17 protein-coding genes are annotated in these 20,332 nt (G+C 71.6%); 14 read left to right on the top strand and 3 right to left on the bottom strand.

From position 1 onward, the window contains the following. The first annotated feature begins 60 nt into the window (after positions 1 to 60). From recG to mutM, 8 genes are all read left to right on the top strand, one after another. Positions 61 to 2,295: an ATP-dependent DNA helicase RecG gene (gene recG, locus LIU39_RS25865; protein ID WP_227049311.1), complete on the top strand. Its 2,235-nt coding sequence runs from the start codon at positions 61 to 63 to the stop codon at positions 2,293 to 2,295. Between the two features lie 130 nt (positions 2,296 to 2,425). Beyond that, complete coding sequence (gene rsmD, locus LIU39_RS25870) at positions 2,426 to 3,025, top strand: 16S rRNA (guanine(966)-N(2))-methyltransferase RsmD (RefSeq protein ID WP_227049312.1); 600 nt, start codon at positions 2,426 to 2,428, stop codon at positions 3,023 to 3,025. A gap of 26 nt (positions 3,026 to 3,051) precedes the next feature. After that, entirely contained in the window at positions 3,052 to 3,531 is a 480-nt protein-coding gene (gene coaD, locus LIU39_RS25875; RefSeq protein ID WP_227049342.1) for a pantetheine-phosphate adenylyltransferase, read from the top strand. 130 nt (positions 3,532 to 3,661) lie between these two features. After that, positions 3,662 to 4,777: an ATP synthase subunit B family protein gene (locus LIU39_RS25880; RefSeq protein WP_227049313.1), complete on the top strand. Its 1,116-nt coding sequence runs from the start codon at positions 3,662 to 3,664 to the stop codon at positions 4,775 to 4,777. A gap of 150 nt (positions 4,778 to 4,927) precedes the next feature. Further along, positions 4,928 to 5,554, top strand: a complete 627-nt coding sequence (locus LIU39_RS25885; protein WP_372464042.1) for a YceD family protein — start codon at positions 4,928 to 4,930, stop codon at positions 5,552 to 5,554. Positions 5,555 to 5,556: 2 nt separating this feature from the next. Next, entirely contained in the window at positions 5,557 to 5,730 is a 174-nt protein-coding gene (gene rpmF / locus LIU39_RS25890; protein WP_003951102.1) for a 50S ribosomal protein L32, read from the top strand. Positions 5,731 to 5,737: 7 nt separating this feature from the next. Further along, positions 5,738 to 6,610: a ribonuclease III gene (gene rnc / locus LIU39_RS25895; protein WP_227049315.1), complete on the top strand. Its 873-nt coding sequence runs from the start codon at positions 5,738 to 5,740 to the stop codon at positions 6,608 to 6,610. A gap of 86 nt (positions 6,611 to 6,696) precedes the next feature. Beyond that, the gene (mutM, locus tag LIU39_RS25900; RefSeq protein WP_227049316.1) at positions 6,697 to 7,647 is read left to right on the top strand and encodes a bifunctional DNA-formamidopyrimidine glycosylase/DNA-(apurinic or apyrimidinic site) lyase; all 951 of its coding nucleotides are present in this window, start codon (positions 6,697 to 6,699) and stop codon (positions 7,645 to 7,647) included. Positions 7,648 to 7,713: 66 nt separating this feature from the next. Here the strand turns inward: mutM and LIU39_RS25905 are convergent, their stop codons facing one another. After that, positions 7,714 to 8,643 (bottom strand): CAP domain-containing protein, encoded by a 930-nt coding sequence (locus LIU39_RS25905; RefSeq protein WP_227049317.1) that lies wholly within the window; start codon positions 8,641 to 8,643, stop codon positions 7,714 to 7,716. Between the two features lie 132 nt (positions 8,644 to 8,775). On the opposite strand from LIU39_RS25905, the gene LIU39_RS25910 reads away from it, so the two are divergent. The 5 genes from LIU39_RS25910 to LIU39_RS25930 all read left to right on the top strand — a co-directional run bounded on the left by LIU39_RS25910 (position 8,776) and on the right by LIU39_RS25930 (position 15,862). Continuing rightward, complete coding sequence (locus tag LIU39_RS25910) at positions 8,776 to 9,057, top strand: acylphosphatase (RefSeq protein ID WP_227049318.1); 282 nt, start codon at positions 8,776 to 8,778, stop codon at positions 9,055 to 9,057. Between the two features lie 378 nt (positions 9,058 to 9,435). Beyond that, a complete protein-coding gene (locus LIU39_RS25915; RefSeq protein ID WP_227049319.1) occupies positions 9,436 to 9,642 on the top strand; it encodes a hypothetical protein in 207 nt (68 codons plus the stop codon). Between the two features lie 245 nt (positions 9,643 to 9,887). Then, a complete protein-coding gene (locus LIU39_RS25920; protein ID WP_227049320.1) occupies positions 9,888 to 13,586 on the top strand; it encodes a chromosome segregation SMC family protein in 3,699 nt (1,232 codons plus the stop codon). A gap of 230 nt (positions 13,587 to 13,816) precedes the next feature. Next, the gene (locus LIU39_RS25925) at positions 13,817 to 15,235 is read left to right on the top strand and encodes a sugar porter family MFS transporter (RefSeq protein ID WP_227049321.1); all 1,419 of its coding nucleotides are present in this window, start codon (positions 13,817 to 13,819) and stop codon (positions 15,233 to 15,235) included. Positions 15,236 to 15,499: 264 nt separating this feature from the next. Beyond that, the gene (locus tag LIU39_RS25930; RefSeq protein ID WP_372464041.1) at positions 15,500 to 15,862 is read left to right on the top strand and encodes a cupin domain-containing protein; all 363 of its coding nucleotides are present in this window, start codon (positions 15,500 to 15,502) and stop codon (positions 15,860 to 15,862) included. Between the two features lie 38 nt (positions 15,863 to 15,900). Here LIU39_RS25930 and LIU39_RS25935 read toward each other — a convergent pair whose 3' ends face one another. Both LIU39_RS25935 and LIU39_RS25940 read right to left on the bottom strand, forming a co-directional pair. Further along, a complete protein-coding gene (locus tag LIU39_RS25935; RefSeq protein WP_227049322.1) occupies positions 15,901 to 16,905 on the bottom strand; it encodes an LLM class flavin-dependent oxidoreductase in 1,005 nt (334 codons plus the stop codon). A gap of 162 nt (positions 16,906 to 17,067) precedes the next feature. Further along, positions 17,068 to 18,552 carry a purine-cytosine permease family protein gene (locus LIU39_RS25940; RefSeq protein WP_227049323.1) on the bottom strand — a complete coding sequence of 495 codons (1,485 nt, stop codon included), beginning with the start codon at positions 18,550 to 18,552 and terminating at the stop codon, positions 17,068 to 17,070. 379 nt (positions 18,553 to 18,931) lie between these two features. Here LIU39_RS25940 and ftsY point away from each other — a divergent pair, with 379 nt between their 5' ends. Continuing rightward, positions 18,932 to 20,167: a signal recognition particle-docking protein FtsY gene (ftsY, locus tag LIU39_RS25945; RefSeq protein WP_227049324.1), complete on the top strand. Its 1,236-nt coding sequence runs from the start codon at positions 18,932 to 18,934 to the stop codon at positions 20,165 to 20,167. Positions 20,168 to 20,332 lie beyond the last annotated feature (165 nt).

A 20,332-nucleotide genomic window follows, 5' to 3' on the forward strand; every position in this document is an offset into this window, starting at 1 on the left:
CGCATTCCGCGGCGTGCGAGGCGGCGGCGAGGTGGTCCGTTGTCAGAGGCATGGTGTGCAATGGATCCCGTGGCCGCGCTCGACGAATCCCTGAAGAAATCCCTCGGTGGCACCACCGCGAAGGTGCTCGCCGAGCATCTCGGCCTGCACACCGTCGGCGATCTCCTGCATCACTACCCCCGCCGCTATGCCGAACGCGGCGAACTGACCCGCCTCGCCGACCTCCCGCTGGACGAACACGTCACGGTCGTCGCCCAGGTGTCCGACGCCCGCGTGCTGACGTTCAACGGCGGCCGGGGCCGGCGCCTGGAAGTCACGCTGACCGACGGCAGCGGGCGGCTCCAACTGGTCTTCTTCGGAAAGGGCATCCACAAACCGCACAAGGAACTGGTGCCCGGCCGCCGCGCGATGTTCGCGGGCAAGGTCTCGGTCTTCAACCGCAAACTCCAGCTCGCCCACCCCGAATACGCACTCCTCGACCAGGAGGCGGGCAGCGAGGCCGTCGACGCCTTCGCCGGGCAGCTCATGCCGATCTACCCGGCCTGCCAGCAGATGGCGTCCTGGAAGCTCGCCAAGGCCGTCGACGCGGTGCTGCCCAGCGCGCAGGAGGCCGTCGACCCGCTCCCCGACGCGCTGCGCGAGGGCCGGGCACTGGTGCCGCTGCCCGAAGCGCTGCTCAAGATCCACCGGCCCGGCACCAAGGCCGACATCGCGGGCGCGCGCGCCCGGCTGAAGTGGGACGAGGCGTTCGTCCTCCAGGTCGCGCTGGCCAGACGCCGCCTCGCCGAGACCCAACTCCCCGCCGTGCCCCGCCCGTTGACCGAAGGCGGCATCCTCGACGCGTTCGACGCCAAGCTGCCGTTCACCCTCACCGAAGGCCAGCAGAAGGTCAGCCGGGAGATCTTCGACGACCTGGCGACCGACCATCCGATGCACCGCCTCCTCCAGGGCGAGGTGGGTTCGGGCAAGACCATGGTGGCGCTGCGCGCGATGCTCGGCGTGGTCGACAGCGGCGGGCAGGCAGCGATGCTCGCGCCCACCGAAGTGCTCGCCCAGCAGCACCACCGCTCGATCACCGAGATGATGGGGGAGCTGGCCGAAGGCGGCATGCTGGGCGGCGCCGAGCACGGCACCAAAGTGGTGCTGCTCACCGGCTCCATGGGGACGGCCGCCCGCCGCCAGGCCCTGCTCGACCTCGTCACGGGCGAGGCCGGCATCGTCATCGGGACGCACGCCCTGATCGAGGACAAGGTGCAGTTCCAGGACCTCGGCCTGGTGGTCGTCGACGAACAGCACCGCTTCGGCGTGGAGCAGCGGGACGCGCTGCGCGGCAAGGGCAACTCCCAGGGGGAGAAGCGCACGCCGCACCTCCTGGTGATGACCGCGACCCCCATCCCGCGCACGGTCGCCATGACCGTGTTCGGCGATCTGGAGACCTCCGTCCTGGACCAACTCCCCGCGGGCCGCTCGCCGATCGCCAGCCACGTCGTGCCCGCCAAGGACAAGCCGCACTTCCTCGCGCGGGCCTGGGAACGGGTCCGCGAAGAGGTGGCGGCAGGGCACCAGGGCTACGTCGTGTGCCCGCGCATCGGTGACGAGGAAGAGCCGGCCAAGGGCAGCGGGAAGGCCGCCAAGAGCGCGGCGGGCAAGGAGGATGCACCGCCGGACGGCGAGGAGAAGCGTCCCCCGCTCGCGGTGCTCGACATCGCCGCGCAGCTCACCGCGGGCCCGCTGGCCGGCCTGCGGGTGGCGGTGCTGCACGGCCGGATGGCGCCCGACGACAAGGACGACGTGATGCGCAGATTCGCCGCGGGCGCGCTGGACGTCCTGGTCGCCACCACCGTCATCGAGGTCGGCGTGAACGTCCCGAACGCCACCGCCATGGTGATCATGGACGCCGACCGCTTCGGCGTCTCCCAGCTGCACCAGCTGCGCGGCCGGGTCGGCCGTGGCGCGGCGCCCGGACTGTGCCTGCTGGTGAGCGAGATGCCCGAGGCGAGCCCGGCGCGCGCCCGGCTCGCCGCCGTCGCCGGCACCCTCGACGGCTTCGAGCTCTCCCGTATCGACCTCGAACAGCGCCGCGAGGGCGACGTCCTGGGGCAGGCCCAGTCCGGCGTCCGCTCCTCGCTGCGGATGCTCTCGGTCATCGACGACGAGGAAGTGATCGCGGCCGCCCGCGAGGAGGCCACCGCCGTCGTCACCGCCGACCCCGCGCTGGACGGCCATCCGGAACTGCGGATCGCGCTGTCCGCGCTGCTGGACGCCGAGCGGGAGGAGTACCTCGACAAGGGCTGAGTGCCCGGGAGGGCGGTCGGAGGGTGAGGGCCGCGGAGCCCGGCGGGCCCGGCGGGAATATCGTGGGGGAGCGGAGCCGCACTCCGGCTGCCGCCCCACCATCGCCCCCGCACCACGTAAGGACGGGCCCATGACCCGCGTGATCGCCGGCTCGGCCGGCGGCCGCCGCCTGGCCGTACCGCCAGGAACCGGCACCCGCCCGACCTCCGACCGCGCGCGCGAGGGTCTCTTCTCCACCTGGGAGTCGCTGGACGGCCCGCTGGCCGGCGCCCGGGTACTGGACCTCTACGGTGGCTCCGGCGCCGTCGGCCTGGAGGCACTGTCCCGCGGTGCCGCGCACGTCCTGCTCGTCGAGGCCGACCCGCGCGCCGTCCGCACCCTTCGCGAGAACGTCCGCACGGTCGGCCTCCCGGGCGCCGAAGTCCGTTCCGGCAAGGCCGAACAGACCGCCGCGGCCCCGCCGCCCGGCGACCCGTACGACATCGCCTTCCTCGACCCGCCGTACGCCGTCACCGACGCCGAGCTGTGCGAGATCCTGATCACACTCCGTGGTCAGGGCTGGTTTGTCGACGACGCACTCGTCACCGTGGAACGGAGCACCAGAGGCGGCGCGTTCCCCTGGCCGGACGGATTCGAAGCGATCAAGGCCCGTCGCTACGGCGAAGGGACGCTTTGGTACGGTCGCGCCGCTCCGGCGTCCGCTGACGAGACGGCGGAACGCGTGTCATGAACGCATCGGAGAGCGAGGAACCAGAGTTGCGCCGCGCCGTCTGTCCGGGGTCCTTCGACCCCATCACCAATGGGCACCTGGACATCATCGCCCGTGCCTCCAAGCTGTACGACGTCGTCCACGTCGCCGTGATGATCAACCAGTCCAAGCAGGGGCTGTTCACGGTCGAGGAGCGGATGGAGCTGATCCGCCGGGCCACCGCCGAATACGGCAACGTCGAGGTCGAGTCGTTCCACGGGCTGCTCGTGGACTTCTGCAAGCAGCGCGACATCCCCGCGATCGTCAAGGGGCTGCGCGCGGTCAGCGACTTCGACTACGAGCTGCAGATGGCCCAGATGAACAACGGGCTCTCCGGAGTGGAGACCCTGTTCGTCCCCACCAACCCCACCTACAGCTTCCTCTCCTCCAGCCTCGTCAAGGAGGTTGCGGCCTGGGGCGGCGACGTCGCCCACCTCGTTCCGGGGTTCGTTCTCGAAGCGCTGACCGAGCGGCTCCGGCAGAAGTGAGACCGCGGCGCGCGCCGCACCGGCCGTGACGAAGGGCTGACGGGGCGTCAGTAGGTGTCGGACCGGCGGTCCGTGGCCGTACAGTCGTCCCGTCCCTCGTTCCATCCCTTCAGAGAGTGGCGAGTCCAAGGTGGACGTGCAGAAGAAGCTCGACGAGATCGTCGAGGCCATCGGCAGCGCCCGTTCCGTGCCCATGTCGGCGTCCTGCGTGGTCAACCGCGCCGAGTTGCTCGCCCTGCTGGAAGAGGTGCGCGGCGCGCTGCCCGGATCGCTCGCGCAGGCGCAGGAGTTGCTCGGCGGGCGGGAGCAGATGGTCGAGGAGGCCCGCGCCGAGGCGGAGCGGATCATCGAGTCCGCACACGCCCACCGCGGCTCGCTGATCTCCGACACCGAGGTCGCCCGGCAGTCCCAGGACGAGGCCGACCGCATCCTGTCCGAGGCCCGCAGGGAGGCCGAGGAGATCCGCGCCGAGGCCGACGACTACGTCGACAGCAAGCTCGCCAACTTCGAGGTCGTCCTCACCAAGACCATCGGATCCGTCGACCGCGGCCGCGAGAAGCTGCTCGGCAGGGGCCCCGGGCTCGACGAACAGGGCTACGCGGACAGCGAGGCGCCCGAGCGCAGCGCCGACCCGGCGACCCTCACCCAGCGCGCCGACGCCTATGTGGACGCCAAGTTCGGCGCGTTCCAGGCCGTGCTGACCAAGACGCTCGAAGCGGTCGGCCGCGGCCGCGACAAGCTCCAGGGCGCACGGGCGATCGACGAACTCGGCGCTCACCTGGCGGCCCAGGACGAGGCGCAGGCCGCGGGCCACCAGGCCGATGCGGACTACCTCGCCGGGCTCGCCGGAATCGCGCCCGCGGACGCGCCGCAGCAGGCACCCGCCCCGCCCCAGGCGCCGCAGCAGGAACAGCAGCCCCAGCAGCCGTACCCGTCCCAGCTCCAGCCGCAGCAGGGCTACTACCAGGACCAGGGCTACGCCCAGCAGCAGGAGGCGTACGCCTACCAGCAGGCGCAGTACGCCCAGCAGCAGGACCCGTACGGCTACGGCTGGCAGCAGCCCCAGCAGCAGGGTTACGACCCCCAGGCCGGCTACGTCCCGCAGCAGGCCCCGCCGCAGCCCCAGCAGGACCACACCGCGCAGGCGCACGCCCCGCAGGCCGGCGCCCTGGACGAGACCAGCCTCTTCGACACCAGCATGATCAACCTCGACCAGCTGCGACAGTACGAAGAGGGCCGCCAGTAGCGGGCCGGACGGCCGAAGGGGAGCGGATTGGGCCTATCGGGGCCCTTCCAGTATCCTGGCTGTTCGGTCGCGTGTACGTCCGCGATTGCTGCTGCCCACTCACCGATCCGGTGACGGGTGGCTCCTCCGCAGTACAGAAAGCAGGAAGCCATCAACGCCCGCCTCGACCACCGTTCCCCGCTTGTGTTCGACACACGCGAGCTGGGGCGTCGTCCCGGCGCGCTCAAGCGGCTCTCCCGCACCGTCGAGGCCCCCAGGGACCTCGGCAACGAGGTGATCGGAGTGCCCGAGGGCGCCCCGGTCGTCATCGAACTCCGCCAGGAATCGGTCATGGACGGGGTGCTTGTCACAGGCACCGCCCGTGCAACCGTGAAGGGGGAGTGCGTAAGGTGTCTGGAGCCGCTGGAGCGAGAGCTCGAAGCGGACTTCCAGGAGATGTTCGCCTACCCCGACGCCGACGCCCGGACCCGCCCCGCGGAATCCGGCGACGACGCCGAGGACGAGGAGGACACCCTCTCCCTTGAGGACGACATGTTCGACCTCGAACCCGTGCTGCGGGACGCGGTGGTGCTCGCACTGCCGTTGCAGCCGGTGTGCCAGGACGACTGCCCGGGTCTGTGCTCCGAATGCGGAGTGCGGCTCGCGGACGACCCGGACCACCACCACGATGCCGTCGACATTCGTTGGGCGGCACTGCAGGGACTCGCCGGGACCGACCAGGACGGCGAGATCGACAATGACCCCCGCGTCGGCGGGGTTGAACCTCAGGAGAAGTAGCCGTGGCTGTTCCGAAGCGGAAGATGTCGCGCAGCAACACGCGCCACCGCCGGTCGCAGTGGAAGGCTGCGGTCCCCACCCTGGTGGCGTGCGAGCGCTGCCACGAGCCGAAGCAGCAGCACATCGCGTGCCCGAGCTGCGGCACCTACAACAAGCGCCAGGTCCTCGAGGTCTGAGCGGCTGGTGACAGGCACTGTGTCTAGCCCCAAAAAGGCGGAAGACGCCCATTCGTCGTCCCATAAGCGGGATGAACCGACTCCGGCGGACACGGCCTCGTCCCACATGCTTCTGGAAGGGCGGCTCGGGTACCACCTCGAGTCCGCCCTTCTGGTGCGTGCGCTGACGCACCGCTCGTACGCATACGAGAACGGCGGTCTGCCCACCAACGAGCGGCTCGAATTCCTCGGGGATTCGGTGCTCGGCCTGGTGGTCACGGACACGCTGTACCGCATCCACCCCGACCTCCCGGAAGGCCAGTTGGCCAAGCTCCGGGCCGCGGTGGTCAACTCGCGTGCACTCGCCGAGGTGGGCCGCGGCCTCGACCTCGGCGCCTTCATCCGCCTCGGACGGGGCGAAGAAGGTACGGGCGGCAGGGACAAGGCATCGATCCTCGCCGACACCCTCGAAGCGGTGATCGGCGCGGTCTATCTCGATCAGGGACTCGACGCGGCAGGCGAGCTGGTGCACCGGCTCTTCGACCCGCTCATCGAGAAGTCCTCCAGCCTGGGCGCCGGCCTCGACTGGAAGACGAGCCTCCAGGAGCTCACCGCGACCGAAGGTCTCGGCGTTCCGGAGTACCTGGTCAGTGAGACCGGCCCCGACCACGAGAAGACGTTCACTGCTGCTGCCCGCGTCGGTGGTGTCTCGTACGGCACCGGCACCGGCCGCAGCAAGAAGGAAGCCGAACAGCAGGCGGCGGAGTCCGCGTGGCGTGCCATTCACGCCGCGGCGGAGGAGGCGGCCAAGGCCGAGGAAGCGGCTCCCGCCGGCGATCCGTCGCCGGACGCCGCCGACGAGGCCCCGGCTTCCGGCGACTCCGCGTCGTCGGCAGGCTGAACCCCCTTTCTTCTGACCCCGTCCGGCGCGGTACCGCCGCTCCGGACGGGGTCAGAAGTCTTTCCCGAGGACCGTGAGGAGCCCCTGTGCCCGAGTTGCCCGAGGTCGAGGTCGTACGCCGCGGACTGGAGCGCTGGGTCAGCGGCCGCACCGTCGGCACCGTCGAAGTGCTGCATCCGCGCGCCATCCGTCGGCACACCGCGGGCGCGGCCGACTTCGCGGCCCGGCTCCGTGGGCTGCGCATCGGCGTCGCGCGCCGCCGCGGCAAGTACCTCTGGCTGCCGGTGACCGGCGGCGGCCCCGCCGCGCAGACCGCCGCCGAGGGCATCGCGCCGACGGTCACGACCTCCGTCACCCACGGCCTCGCCGTCCTCGCCCACCTCGGCATGAGCGGCCAGCTGCTGGTCCAGCCGCAGGACGCCCCCGACGAGAAGCACCTGCGCATCCGGATCCGCTTCGACGACACGGACACCCCGGTGCCCGACGAGGCGGCCGGCACCGAACTCCGCTTCGTCGACCAGCGCACCTTCGGCGGCCTCTCGCTGCACGACACCGTCCCCGGCGACGCCGACCAGCTCCCGGACGCCATCGCACACATCGCCCGCGACCCGCTCGACCCGGCCTTCGACGACGACGCCTTCCACGACGCGCTGCGTCGCAAGCGCACCACCATCAAGCGCGCCCTGCTCGACCAGACGCTGATCAGCGGTGTGGGCAACATCTACGCCGACGAGGCGCTGTGGCGCTCGCGCCTGCACTACGAGCGGCCGACCGCCCCCTTCACCCGCCCCCGCGCCGCCGAACTCCTCGGCCACGTACGGGGGGTGATGGCCGCCGCCCTCGACGTCGGCGGCACGAGCTTCGACAGTCTCTACGTCAACGTCAACGGTGAATCGGGCTACTTCGAGCGCTCCCTGGACGCGTACGGCCGTGAGGACGAGCCCTGCCGCCGCTGCGGCACCCCGATCCGCCGCCGCCCCTGGATGAACCGCTCCAGCTACTTCTGCCCCCGCTGCCAACGGCCGCCGCGGCCGTGACTTCCGCCGTGTCTGGCCCTGTCCGATGCGGCGCCAGGAGGCGGGTCCGGATCCCGTTCGGCCCGGTCAGAAGCCGAAGTCCTGCGTCCACCAGGGGCCGCCGGGGCCGGTGTGGACGCCGACGCCGAGGGTCCGGTAGTCGCAGTTGAGGATGTTGGCGCGGTGCCCCGGGCTGTTCATCCAGGACTTCATCACCGCGCGGGCGTCGGACTGGCCGCGGGCGATGTTCTCGCCGCCGAGGTCGGAGATGCCGGCCTTGCGGGCGCGGTCCCACGGGCTCGCGCCGTCCGGGTCGGTGTGGTCGAAGAAGTCGCGCGCGGCCATGTCGTCGCTGAACGCCTGCGCGAGAGAGGCCAGTTCACCGTCCGCGCGGACCGGGGAGCAGCCCGCGTCGGCACGCTCCTGATTGACCAGGGACAGCACCTGCGCCTGCGTGGACGTCCCGGCGGCCGGTGCTTTCCTCGGGCTCGCGGATGCGGTGGACCCGGGCGTCGCGGAGGCGGTGCCCGCGGAGTCCGCGCCGTGCCGTCCGGCCTGCGGCGTGCTGTCCCGGGCCGGCGCCGAGGAGGCGGACCGGCCGGGCGACGGGGTCGCGGACGGGGCGACGGCGGAGGACGGGCGGCCGGTGCCGGGGGCGGCCGGACGGGTACCGGCGCGGCTCGCGGGGTCCGTGGCGCGCTCGGCGGGTGCCGCCGACCCGGTGCCCTGCGGCCCGGTGTCCGGCAGCGCGTCGGCACGTACCCGCTCGGCGCGGTCGCCGCCGCTCACATCGAACGGGCCGCCCCCGGGGAGCAGCCCGGAGGCGACCGCCACGGTGCCCATGGCGACCGCGGCGGAGGCGCCGAGCAGCCCGGTGCGCACCGGTGCGCCGCGACGGCCGCGCGCCGCACGGTGGCCGCGCGACTGCGCCACGGGCTCGGCCGGGTGCGGCGCTCCAACAGGCGGCGCCCCCACGGGTTCCGGGGCGTGGGGAGCAGAGCGTCGATGGCGGCCCATCCGCTGACTTCCTTCCGTCCTCAGCGTCAACATGGTTCACCCATAAGGGTGAACGCGATTGCCGGGCGACTGTACGCCATGGGCCTCGGAGGCGATGTGCTCGGCGGGCAATTGGCCGGTTACCGTGCACACATGAACGAAGATGTCCGTCTGACCGCCTGGGTCCGGGGTCAGGTCCAAGGCGTCGGGTTCCGCTGGTTCACCCGCGCCAACGCCCTGCGCATCGGCGGCCTCGCCGGATTCGCGCTGAATCTCGGGGACGGACGCGTCCAGGTCGTCGCCGAAGGACCCAAGGACCATTGCGAGCAGCTGCTGGAATGGCTGCGGACCGGGGACACGCCCGGCAGGGTCGACGGTGTCACTGAGATATGGGACACCCCGCGCGGGGGTTACGACGGCTTCGCGATCCGCTGAGCGATCCCCGGAATCCCTCCGCGCCATCGCAAAAGGTGATCTTCGCGGCCCGCCTCCGGTGCCTGCTGACCGGAGATATCGCCTGGTGGTTGCCAACTCGGCCGACCCGTGCGAGGCTGCCGCTGTACGGATGATCTCCACACCCGGCGGGACCTTTCTGGAGAGTCGGCGCCATGCCTTCGAGGCAGCGCACTCTCGGGCGCCCGTGGATACGCGGTGTGATCGTGTTGACCGTCAAAACTTTTGGTGAGACTCTGGAATCCCCGCGCACCTTAGCTGTTTGGCATTCAGAACCCCATAAATGACAAGCACCGCGGGTGCGAATCCCTCACGACCCAACCGCTTCGGTCGGTCACTCATTGTGGAGGACCATCCATCATGGCAAAGGCGCTTCTCGGTTACGTCGGCGGCTCCGACCCCCGAGTCCTCTCCGAGATGCGACGGCTTCAGCAGCGCGTTCAGGACCTGGAATCCGAACTGATCCGGATGCAGGCCGAAAACGACATGCTGTCCGCTGCCGCACGTCACGACGGCTCGATGCTCGACGGCATCGACGTACCCCAGGCGGAGCCCGCGCTCACCTGACCCCGTCCTCAGGGCGGGCGAGTCGCACCAGCCGCCTGAGGCAGTAACTCAGCAAGATCTGCAAGGGACGCTTCGGCGTCCCTTCGTCGTTTCCGCTCTCCCCGGTCCGGCCCTCCCTTATCGCATGGTGTGCCCTGCGCCACACTCGGTGAAACCGAAAGGGGATGGCGGCCGGGTACGCGGCGGTCGCCGGCGGCGGAATGTTGGGACGGGCCGCCCGGAGGTGGCCGGTAGAGTCCAACGGCGTGCATCTCAAGAGTCTGACCCTGCGGGGATTCAAATCCTTCGCCTCCGCCACGACACTCCGGTTCGAACCGGGCATCACCTGCGTCGTGGGGCCCAACGGCTCCGGCAAGTCCAATGTCGTGGACGCGCTGTCCTGGGTCATGGGCGAGCAGGGCGCCAAGTCGCTGCGCGGCGGCAAGATGGAAGACGTCATCTTCGCGGGCACGACCGGACGGCTGCCGTTGGGCCGCGCCGAGGTCTCGCTGACCATCGACAACTCCGATGACGCGCTGCCCATCGAGTACGCCGAAGTCACCCTCACCCGGATCATGTTCCGCAACGGCGGCAGCGAATACCAGATCAACGGTGACACCTGCCGGCTGCTCGACATCCAGGAGCTGCTCAGCGACTCCGGCATCGGCCGCGAGATGCATGTGATCGTCGGCCAGGGCCAGCTGGACGGGGTGCTGCACGCCGACCCGATGGGGCGCAGGGCGTTCATCGAGGAGGCGGCCGGCGTCCTCAAGCACCGTAAGCGCAAGGAGAAGGCGCTGCGGAAGCTGGAGGCGATGCAGGCCAACCTCGCCCGCGTCCAGGACCTGACCGACGAGCTGCGCCGCCAGCTCAAGCCGCTCGGCAGGCAGGCTGCGGTCGCCCGGCGGGCCGCCGTGATCCAGGCCGACCTGCGCGACACCCGGCTGCGGCTGCTCGCCGACGACCTCGTCACGCTGCGCCGCGCGCTGCACGCCGAGATCGCGGACGAGGCGGCGCTCAAGCAGCGCAAGGAGGAGGCCGAGGCCCGGCTGCGGGTCGCGCAGCGGCGCGAGGCGGTGCTGGAGGACGAGGTCCGTACGCTGGCGCCGCGGGTGCAGCGGGCGCAGCAGACCTGGTACGAGCTGTCGCAGTTCGCGGAGCGGGTGCGCGGCACGGTCTCGCTGGCCGAGGCCCGCGTCGCCAGCGCGTCGGCGGTGCCGCCGGACGAGCGGCGCGGGCGTGACCCGGAGGACATGGAGCGCGAGGCGGCCCGGATCCGGGAGCAGGAGGCGGAGTTGACGGCCGCGCTGGAGGCGGCGAGCCGGGCCCTTGAGGACACCGTCGAGCACCGTGCCGGACTGGAGCGGCAGTTGGCGGACGAGGAGCGGCGGCTGCGGGACGTGGCACGCGCCATCGCCGACCGGCGCGAGGGGCTGGCCCGGCTCAGCGGGCAGGTCAGCGCGGCGCGCGGCCGGGCCGCTTCGGCGCAGGCGGAGATCGGCCGGCTCGTCGAGGCCAGGGACGACGCGCGGCAGCGGGCGGCTGCGGCCCAGGAGGAGTACGAGCAGCTTCAGGCGGAGGTGGGCTCGGCGGGCGCGGGTCAGGCGGAGCCGGCCGAGCGGTACGAGGCGGCACGGCGGGAGCTGGCCGCGGCGGAGAGCGCGCTGAGCGGTGCCCGTGAGGCACTGACCGCGGCCGAGCGGCAGCGGGCCGCGACCTCGGCCCGGCACGACGCGCTGGCGCTCGGCCTGCGCCGCAAGGACGGCAGCGGCGCCCTGCTCGCCGCTGCCGGAACGCTGACCGGCCTGCTCGGTCCCGCGGCCGAACTGCTCACCATCGCGCCCGGTTTCGAGATCCCGGTCGCCGCCGCGCTCGGCGTCGCCGCCGACGCCGTCGCGGTCACCGGTCCTGCTGCCGCGGCCGGCGCCATCCGGCTGCTGCGCGAGCAGGACGCGGGCCGGGCGGCGCTGCTGCTCGGTGCCGTATCCGGGGACGAGGTGCGGTACGCCGTGCCCGCGGGGGCGGCGTCGGGGCAGGAGACCGCGTCCGCCCGTACCGACGGGGGCGCGGGGCCGCAGGACGCCCCGCGGGTACCGGGGCCTGCCCGGCCGTCCGGTATGGGGCGGGACGCGGCGGCGCATCGGGTGCCGGGGCCCCGGGGTGCGCCGGTGCGGGCCGCCGAACTCGTCGGCGGGCCCGCGGAGTTGACGGATGCGGCGCGCCGGCTGCTGCGGGACGTGGTGGTCGTCGGGACGCTGGAGGACGCCGAGGGGCTGGTCGCCGCGCGGCCGGAGCTGACGGCGGTCACCGGCGAGGGCGACGTGCTCGGCGCGCACTTCGCGCACGGCGGGTCGGCCGGTGCGCCGAGCCTGCTGGAGGTGCAGGCGTCCGTCGACGAGGCGGCGGCCGAACTGGCGGAACTGGCCACCCGCTGTGCGTCGCTGGCGCAGGAGCAGCGGGCGGCCGCCGAGCGGCACGCCGCGGCCGCAGCGCAGGTCGAGGAGGCCGATGCCGGGCGGCGGGCGGCCGACCGGGAGAAGTCGCGGGTCGCCGGGGACCTGGGGCGGCTCGGTGGGCAGGCCAGGGCGGCGGCGGGCGAGGCGGAGCGGTCCGCCACGGCGGCGGCGAAGGCCGAGAAGGCGCTGCTGCGGGCCACCGAGGAGGCCGAGGAGCTGGCCGAGCGGCTGGCCGTCGCCGAGGAGGAGCCGGGCGAGGAGGAGCCGGACACCTCCGTACGGGACCGGCTGGCCGCGGACGGGGCCAACGCGCGGCAGACGGAGATGGAGGCGCGGCTCCAGGCGCGTACGCACGAGGAGCGGGTGAAGGCGCTCGCCGGGCGCGCGGACGTGCTGGACCGCGGGGCGCGGGCGGAGCGCGAGGCGCGGGCGCGGGCCGAGCAGCGGCGCGCCCGGCTGCGGTACGAGGCGGAGGTGGCCGCCGCGGTCGCCTCCGGCGCGCGGCAGCTGCTGGCGCACGTCGAGGTGTCGGTCGTGCGGGCCGAGGAGGAGCGGGCGGCGGCGGACCGGGCGAAGGGGGAGCGCGAGCAGGCCCTGGTGGCGGAGCGCGGCCGGGGCCGGGAGCTGGCGTCCGAGCTGGACAAGCTGACGGACTCGGTGCACCGCGGCGAGGTGCTGGGCGCCGAAAAGCGGATGCGGATCGAGCAGCTGGAGGCCAAGGCGCTGGAGGAGCTGGGGGTGGAGCCGGCCGGGCTGGTCGCGGAGTACGGCCCCGACCAGCCGGTGCCGGCGTCGCCCGCCGCCGACGGCGAGGAGCTGCCCGACGATCCGGAGCATCCCCGGAACCGGCCGGTGGCCTACGTACGGGCCGAACAGGAGAAACGGCTGAAGGCGGCCGAGCGGGCGTACCAGCAGCTCGGGAAGGTGAACCCGCTGGCGCTTGAGGAGTTCGCGGCGCTGGAGGAGCGGCACCGGTTCCTCAGTGAACAGCTTGAAGACTTGAAGAAGACCAGGGCCGACCTGATGCAGGTGGTCAGGGAGGTGGACGAGCGGGTCGAGCAGGTCTTCACCGAGGCGTACGAGGACACCGCGCGGGAATTCGAGGGGGTCTTCGCGCGGCTCTTCCCGGGCGGCGAGGGCCGGTTGGTGCTGACCGATCCGGGCAACATGCTGACCACCGGCGTGGACGTGGAGGCGCGCCCGCCGGGAAAGAAGGTCAAGCGGCTCTCGCTGCTGTCCGGCGGCGAGCGCTCGCTGACGGCCGTGGCGCTGCTGGTGTCGATCTTCAAGGCGCGGCCCAGTCCGTTCTACGTGATGGACGAGGTCGAGGCGGCGCTGGACGACACCAATCTCCAGCGGCTGATCGGGATCATGGAAGAGCTGCAGGAAAGCTCCCAGCTGATCGTGATCACGCACCAGAAGCGGACGATGGAGGTCGCCGACGCCCTCTACGGCGTCTCGATGCAGGGCGACGGGGTTTCCAAGGTCATCAGCCAGCGGCTGCGCTGAGGCCGCGCGGGCCTTTGCTGAGGTCAGCCACCGTCTCTTCAAAACTTGAATGAAGTGAGCCTTGTGCTGCCGTGAAACAAATCCATCACGCCCTATTGACTTAGAAACTTGAAGGCATAGTCTCGGCAACGTTGTTTTTACCTTCACGTGGTGGGTGTCCCCAACGTATGCGCCACTGGAAGGGCCAGTCCCCTACGCCCGGCAGCGCAGCCGGGCCACTGGAGTACACGTTGACCAGCACCGCGCAGCCGGCGGTTCCGGAAGGCCGCAAGGCTCAGCCGGAACACCTCGGCCATGTCATCTTCATCACCGCGGCTGCCGCGATGGGCGGCTTCCTCTTCGGCTACGACAGCTCCGTGATCAACGGCGCCGTCGAGGCGATCCGCGGGCGCTACGAGGTCGGGTCCGCCATCCTGGCCCAGGTGATCGCCATCGCGCTGATCGGCTGCGCCATCGGTGCGGCCACGGCCGGCCGGATCGCGGACCGCATCGGCCGCATCCGCGTGATGCAGATCGCCGCGGTGCTGTTCATCATCAGTGCGGTCGGCTCCGCCCTCCCGTTCGCCCTCTGGGACCTGGCCATGTGGCGGGTGTTGGGCGGCATCGCGATCGGTATGGCCTCGGTCATCGGCCCGGCCTACATCGCCGAGGTGTCGCCGCCCGCCTACCGCGGCCGGCTCGGCTCCTTCCAGCAGGCCGCGATCGTCGTCGGCATCGCCATCTCCCAGCTCGTCAACTGGGGCATCCTCAACCTCGCCGACGGCAACCAGCGCGGCAAGCTCGCCGGTTTCGAGGCGTGGCAGTGGATGCTCGGCGTGATGGTCGTCCCGGCGCTCGTCTACGGCCTGCTCTCCTTCGTGATTCCCGAGTCGCCGCGCTTCCTGATCTCCGTCGGCAAGGTCGCCAAGGCCAAGAAGGTGCTGGCCGACGTCGAGGGCGAGGCGGTCGATCTCGATGCCCGGGTTGCCGAGATCGAGGAGGCGATGCACCGCGAGCACAAGTCGAAGTTCACGGACCTGTTCGGCGGCAGGAGGGGCTTCCTGCCGATCGTCTGGGTCGGCATCGGCCTGTCGGTGTTCCAGCAACTGGTCGGCATCAACGTCGCGTTCTACTACTCCTCGACGCTGTGGCAGTCCGTCGGCATCGACCCGAGCAGCTCGTTCTTCTACAGCTTCACGACCTCGATCATCAACATCATCGGCACCGTGATCGCGATGATCTTCGTCGACCGGATCGGCCGCCGCCCGCTGGCGCTCATCGGCTCGGCCGGTATGGCCGTCGCGCTCGCCCTGGAGGCATGGGCCTTCTCGGCCAAGACCGCGGCCGGCACGCTGCCTTCCACCGAGGGCACCGTCGCGCTGATCGCCGCCCACGGGTTCGTGCTCTTCTTCGCCCTCTCCTGGGGCGTCGTGGTCTGGGTCTTCCTCGGCGAGATGTTCCCCAACCGCATCCGTGCCGCCGCGCTGGGTGTCGCCGCCTCCGCGCAGTGGATCGCCAACTGGGCCATCACGGCGAGCTTCCCGAGCCTGTCGGACTGGAACCTCTCCGGCACCTACGTGATCTACATGTTCTTCGCCCTGCTCTCGATCCCCTTCGTGCTGAAGTTCGTGAAGGAGACCAAGGGCAAGGCGTTGGAGGAGATGGGCTAACCCCCCGCCAGTCCGTCTCCTCGGAAGTGGACGCTGCCCCGGCTCATTCGGAGAGCCGGGGCAGCGCCGCGTTCCGGAGGCGTCAACTCCGATACCGATCGCCACGCCGGGGCGCCGGAGCCGTGGATATCCCTCGTGATACCCGACAAGATCAGCGCTACGGGGGCGGATATCGAGAAGACGATGGGTATGACAAGGGATATGGACAGGGACATGGATACGGATACGCGTGGGGCTTCGGAGGCAGGCGCGACGGCAACGGCCGTGAACGGCGCTCCGCGGCTGCCCAGTCAGGGCGGTGCAGTCGGTGGTACGGCCGGATATCTGCACCGTGCGGTGGCCGATGCCCCCGTGCAGGAGGTGTTCCCCGGCATCCGCTGCAGGCCACTGTGGACGGGCGAGAACGGCGCCAGCGCCATGGTCGTGGAGCTGGATCCGGGCAGTTGCTGGGAGGGCGTCGATCTGCACGAGCCGGGACCGGAGGAAGTCTTCGTGGTCGACGGGGTGTTCCACGACGGGGACCGCGCGCACCCCGCAGGGACGTTCATCCACGCACCGGCCGGTTCCTGGCACATTCCGCAGTCGGCTCAGGGCTGCACCCTGTTCGTCTTCTATCCGGAGGGCTGAGCAGCGGGCGGCGGCCGGCTCCCGGGCCGGCCGTCGTCTCACCCCGCGCCGCCGGCCCCCGGCCCGATCCGCGGCAGCACCTGCTCGGCGAACAGGTGCAGCGAGCGCCAGCCCTCGTCCACCGGCATCCCGCCGCACAGCGGATGCAGGATCAACGAGCCCTGTGGGCCCGCCTCTTCGGCCATCCGCACGCACTCGTCGGGGGTGACCACGCGGTAGACGCCTTCCGTGCGCAGCTCCGCCACATCCCGCGCGCCGGAGCGTACGGCCGAGCGGATATCGGCGGACTGCCAGGACGCGTAGGTGCGGGCCTCGTGCAGGAGATGGGCCCCGTACGCGGCCCAGGTGCGGTCCGGGTCGTCGGATACGTGCAACAGGCAGGTGCGGGTGGCCGGTTGCAGCACCCAGCCCTCGGTGCCGTACGCGGCGCGCCGCTCGTGGTAGTACGCCTCCAGCTCGGGCAGATGGGCGCTGGGGAAGAGTGGGAGGCCCAGCCGGGCGGCGCGGCGGGCCGCGGCCCGGGAACTGCCGCCGATCAGCAGCAGCGGATGCGGCCGGGTGTAAGGGCGCGGGGTGACCTGCACGGTGCGGCCCCGGTAGCGGAACGGCTCCCCGGTCCAGGCGGCCAGCAGCGCCGCGAGCGCCTCGTCCTGGAGCGCGCCGCGGCCCTGCCAGTCCTTGCCGTGTGCCGTGTACTCCTGCGGCCGGTAGCCGATTCCGGCGACGGTGACCAGTCGGCCGCCGCTGAGCAGGTCGAGCACGGCGATGTCCTCGGCCAGCCGCAGGGGGTCGTGCAGCGGCGTGATCAGCGCGGAGACGGTGACGTTGATCCGGCGGGTGGCGCCGAAGACCGCGCCGGCGAAGGCGAGCGGGGACGGCATCCATCCGTTGGTGGTGGCGTGGTGTTCCTCGGTCTGCACGGTGGTGAGGCCGCGGTCGTCGGCGAACGCGGCCATGTCCAGCGCGGCGCGGTAGCGCGCGCCGAGGGTCTCGGCGGTGGGGGAGGGGTCGACGAGATTGAAGCGCAGGACCGTGACGGGCATGGCGGGCGTCCCCTTCGCCGGGTGGGTGGCGCAGGGGACGCTAACTGACGTGACGTCAGATTTCTAGGGCCCGGGAGCCAACGGCGGCCGTGCGGGCGGGGGTTGGCGGCCGCCCCGGGGTGACGGTGCCGTCCCCGGGGCGGTGGCCGACGTGCGGCTCGGTCAGCCGGCCACTCCGGCCGGGCGCGGGGCCTCGGTGGGGTCGGGGGCGGGCGGGCCGCCGTCCCGGACGGTCTCCTTCGGCCGGGGGAGCAGGGCGAAGAGCGCCGCCGCGATCAGGATCGTGGCCGCCCAGCCCAGGCCGTTCGTGCCGATCCAGGTGGTGGCCAGCGGGCCGGTGAACCACTGGACCTTCGTGAAGCAGATGCCCGCGGCGAGGGCCACGGCCCAGGCCGTCATGGCCTGCCAGCAGAAGCCGCCGGTGTACCAGTAGCGGCTGCCGCGGCCGGTGTTCATCAGGCTGTCCGCGTCGTAGCGGACCGCCAGGGCGCGGCGGCGGGCCATGTCCACGCCGTAGACGCCGATCCAGGCCGAGAAGGAGACCGCGAGGAGCGTCAGGAAGGTGATGAACTGCCCGATGAAGTCCTTGGCCACCAGCATCATGAACAGGCCGCCGACGAGGCTGATGACGGCGTTGATGCTCACCGCCAGGGCCCGCGGCAGCTTGACGCCCATGGTCTGCGCCGTGAAGCCCGCGGAGTACATCGAGAGGCTGTTGATCAGCACCATCCCGACCAGCGCGGTGATCAGGTACGGCACCGCGAGCCAGGTCGGCAGGATCGTGCCGAGGAATGACATCGGGTCGGTGTTCCGGCCGGCCAGCTTCGGGTTGGACACCGCCATGACGCCGCCCATCAGCACCATCGGGAGCAGCACCAGGGCCGCACCGGAGACGGTGGTGCCGACGATCTTGCGGCCGGACGCGGAGTGCGGCAGGTAGCGCGCGAAGTCGGGGCCTGTGGGCACCCAGCTGATGCCGCCCGCCGCGATCGTGCCGATGCCGGCGATCACCATCGCGGTGGTGCCCGCCTTCTTGGTGAAGATCGCGTGCCAGTCCATCGTGGCGATCAGGTAGACCAGCACCATCACCGTGAACAGGCCGAACAGATACGTCGAGTACCGGTTGCAGATGTTCAGCGCCTTGCGGCCCATCCCGCTGACCAGGAACGTGCAGGCCACGAAGGCGAGCAGGGTGATGACGATCAGGGCGTTGTTGCTCCGGACGCCGAACAGCAGGTTCAGCACCGTCAGCACCGCGTACGCGCCGGTGACCGCGTTGATCGTCTCCCAGCCGAAGCGGGCCACCCACAGGATCGCGCCCGGGAAGTAGTTGCCGCGGACGCCGAAGGCGGCACGGGAGAGCATCGCGCCGGGTGCGCCGCCCCACTTGCCGGACACCGAGAGCACGCCGACCATGCCGAACGCGATCGACACGGCGATGGCCGCCACCAGCAGGACCTGCCAGAAGTTCAGCCCGTTGTTGACCACCAGGGAGGCCCCCATGGTGAGCAGCAGCACGCTGATGTTGGCCGCGACCCACGTGGGGAAGAGCTCGCGGACGCGGCCGTGGCGTTCGCTGTCGGGTACGGGCTCGATGCCTCGTGTCTCGACGGCGCCGTCGGTTTCAGGAGCGGACGTGGTGCCCATGTACAGGTGTCTCCGTGCGCGGGATCTGGGAGGCACCTCCGGGAGGGGAGGCGCCAAGGCAGCGGCTGTGGTGCCCGGCCAGCTTCGGTCGGCAGGACTCTACGCGCGTTGCGTAGCCGTCCACCATCGTACTTTGGTCCAACTTCATGCCGTACGTCCCCTTGGATTCCCCGACGAGTGTGCATCACGGCCACTCCCGGCAAAAGACCGAAAAGGGTCGCCCGCACGCGTCTGACCAGCAGTTTTCGGCCAGCATCCGGGGCTTCTTCGGCCCCGCGCGCGCCTCGGACCGAACCGCCGAACCGGATCGGGACGCGGGGCCCATGGGTTCGGCGCGTGCGGCCACGAGGAGCGGTGCGTGGCTGATACTGGGGGGGTTATGGAAATCGTCATCCTTGCTGTAATCATCGCCGTGGTCGCGCTCGGCGCGATCAGCGGGCTCGTCGTCAGCAGCCGCAAGAAGAAGCAGCTGCCGCCGTCCCCGCCGGCCGCCTCCGCTACGCCTTCCGTCACCGCGCCGCCTGCAGAACCGCAGGTCGGTGAGGAAGCCGAGACCCCACGCGACGAACCCCGTCGCACCATCGAAGAAGTCGGCCTGCCGGTCGCCGAAGCCCCCGTGGCCGAGGCGCCCGTCGCCGAGCCCGAGGCGCCCGCCGCCCCGGAGATCGAGATCCCCGAGCCGACCGCGGGCCGCCTGGTGCGGCTGCGCGCCCGGCTCTCGCGTTCGCAGAACACCCTGGGCAAGGGCCTGCTGACGCTGCTCTCCCGGGAGCACCTCGACGAGGACACCTGGGAGGAGATCGAGGACACCCTGCTCACCGCGGACGTCGGCGTCGCCCCCACCCAGGAGCTGGTCGACCGGCTGCGCGAGCGGGTCAAGGTCCTCGGCACCCGTACGCCCGAGGGGCTGCGCGAGCTGCTGCGCGAGGAGCTGCTCACCCTCATCGGCACCGAAGCCGACCGCTCCGTGCACACCGGCAACGGCATCGGCAGCGGCGGCGGCGAGATCCCCGGTGTCGTGATGGTCGTCGGCGTCAACGGCACCGGCAAGACCACCACCACCGGCAAGCTCGCCCGGGTCCTGGTCGCCGACGGCAAGTCCGTCGTGCTCGGCGCCGCCGACACCTTCCGCGCGGCGGCCGCCGACCAGCTGCAGACCTGGGGCGAGCGGGTCGGCGCCCGTACGGTCCGCGGCCCCGAGGGCGGCGACCCGGCCTCCATCGCCTTCGACGCGGTGAAGGAGGGCATTGCCGAGAGCGCCGACGTCGTCCTCATCGACACCGCCGGCCGGCTGCACACCAAGACCGGTCTGATGGACGAGCTGGGCAAGGTCAAGCGGGTCGTGGAGAAGCACGGCCCGGTCGGCGAGGTGCTGCTCGTCCTGGACGCCACCACCGGGCAGAACGGCCTGGTGCAGGCGCGGGTCTTCGCCGAGGTCGTGGACATCACCGGCGTGGTGCTGACCAAGCTCGACGGCACCGCCAAGGGCGGCATCATCGTCGCGGTCCAGCGGGAGCTGGGAGTGCCGGTCAAGCTCGTCGGCCTCGGCGAGGGCGCCGACGACCTGGCGCCGTTCGAGCCGGAGGCATTCGTCGACGCGCTGATCGGCGACTGACTCCCCGCACCGGGAGCGGAAGACCGCTCCTCGGGCCCGGAATGCACCGGCCTCCGTCACCCGCCAGGAGCGGGCGGCGGAGGCCGGTGCCGTTGTGTGGGTGTGGTCGGTCCGACGGGGCCGTGCGGGCGGCGAACGCAGTGGCGCGGAACATGGTTTCGGACA

Source organism: Streptomyces pinistramenti (genome assembly GCF_020564935.1).
In the GTDB taxonomy this organism is placed as follows: domain Bacteria; phylum Actinomycetota; class Actinomycetes; order Streptomycetales; family Streptomycetaceae; genus Streptomyces; species Streptomyces pinistramenti.

What these genes read in the sequence shown, in the direction of transcription:
- recG (WP_227049311.1), top strand. Translation starts at nt 61, where the DNA reads ATGGATCCCGTGGCCGCGCTCGACGAATCCCTGAAGAAATCCCTCGGT.
- rsmD (WP_227049312.1), top strand. Translation starts at nt 2,426, where the DNA reads ATGACCCGCGTGATCGCCGGCTCGGCCGGCGGCCGCCGCCTGGCCGTA.
- LIU39_RS25940 (WP_227049323.1), bottom strand. Translation starts at nt 18,552, where the DNA reads ATGGGCACCACGTCCGCTCCTGAAACCGACGGCGCCGTCGAGACACGA.
- ftsY (WP_227049324.1), top strand. Translation starts at nt 18,932, where the DNA reads ATGGAAATCGTCATCCTTGCTGTAATCATCGCCGTGGTCGCGCTCGGC.
- LIU39_RS25935 (WP_227049322.1), bottom strand. Translation starts at nt 16,905, where the DNA reads ATGCCCGTCACGGTCCTGCGCTTCAATCTCGTCGACCCCTCCCCCACC.
- LIU39_RS25915 (WP_227049319.1), top strand. Translation starts at nt 9,436, where the DNA reads ATGGCAAAGGCGCTTCTCGGTTACGTCGGCGGCTCCGACCCCCGAGTC.
- LIU39_RS25905 (WP_227049317.1), bottom strand. Translation starts at nt 8,643, where the DNA reads ATGGGCCGCCATCGACGCTCTGCTCCCCACGCCCCGGAACCCGTGGGG.
- LIU39_RS25910 (WP_227049318.1), top strand. Translation starts at nt 8,776, where the DNA reads ATGAACGAAGATGTCCGTCTGACCGCCTGGGTCCGGGGTCAGGTCCAA.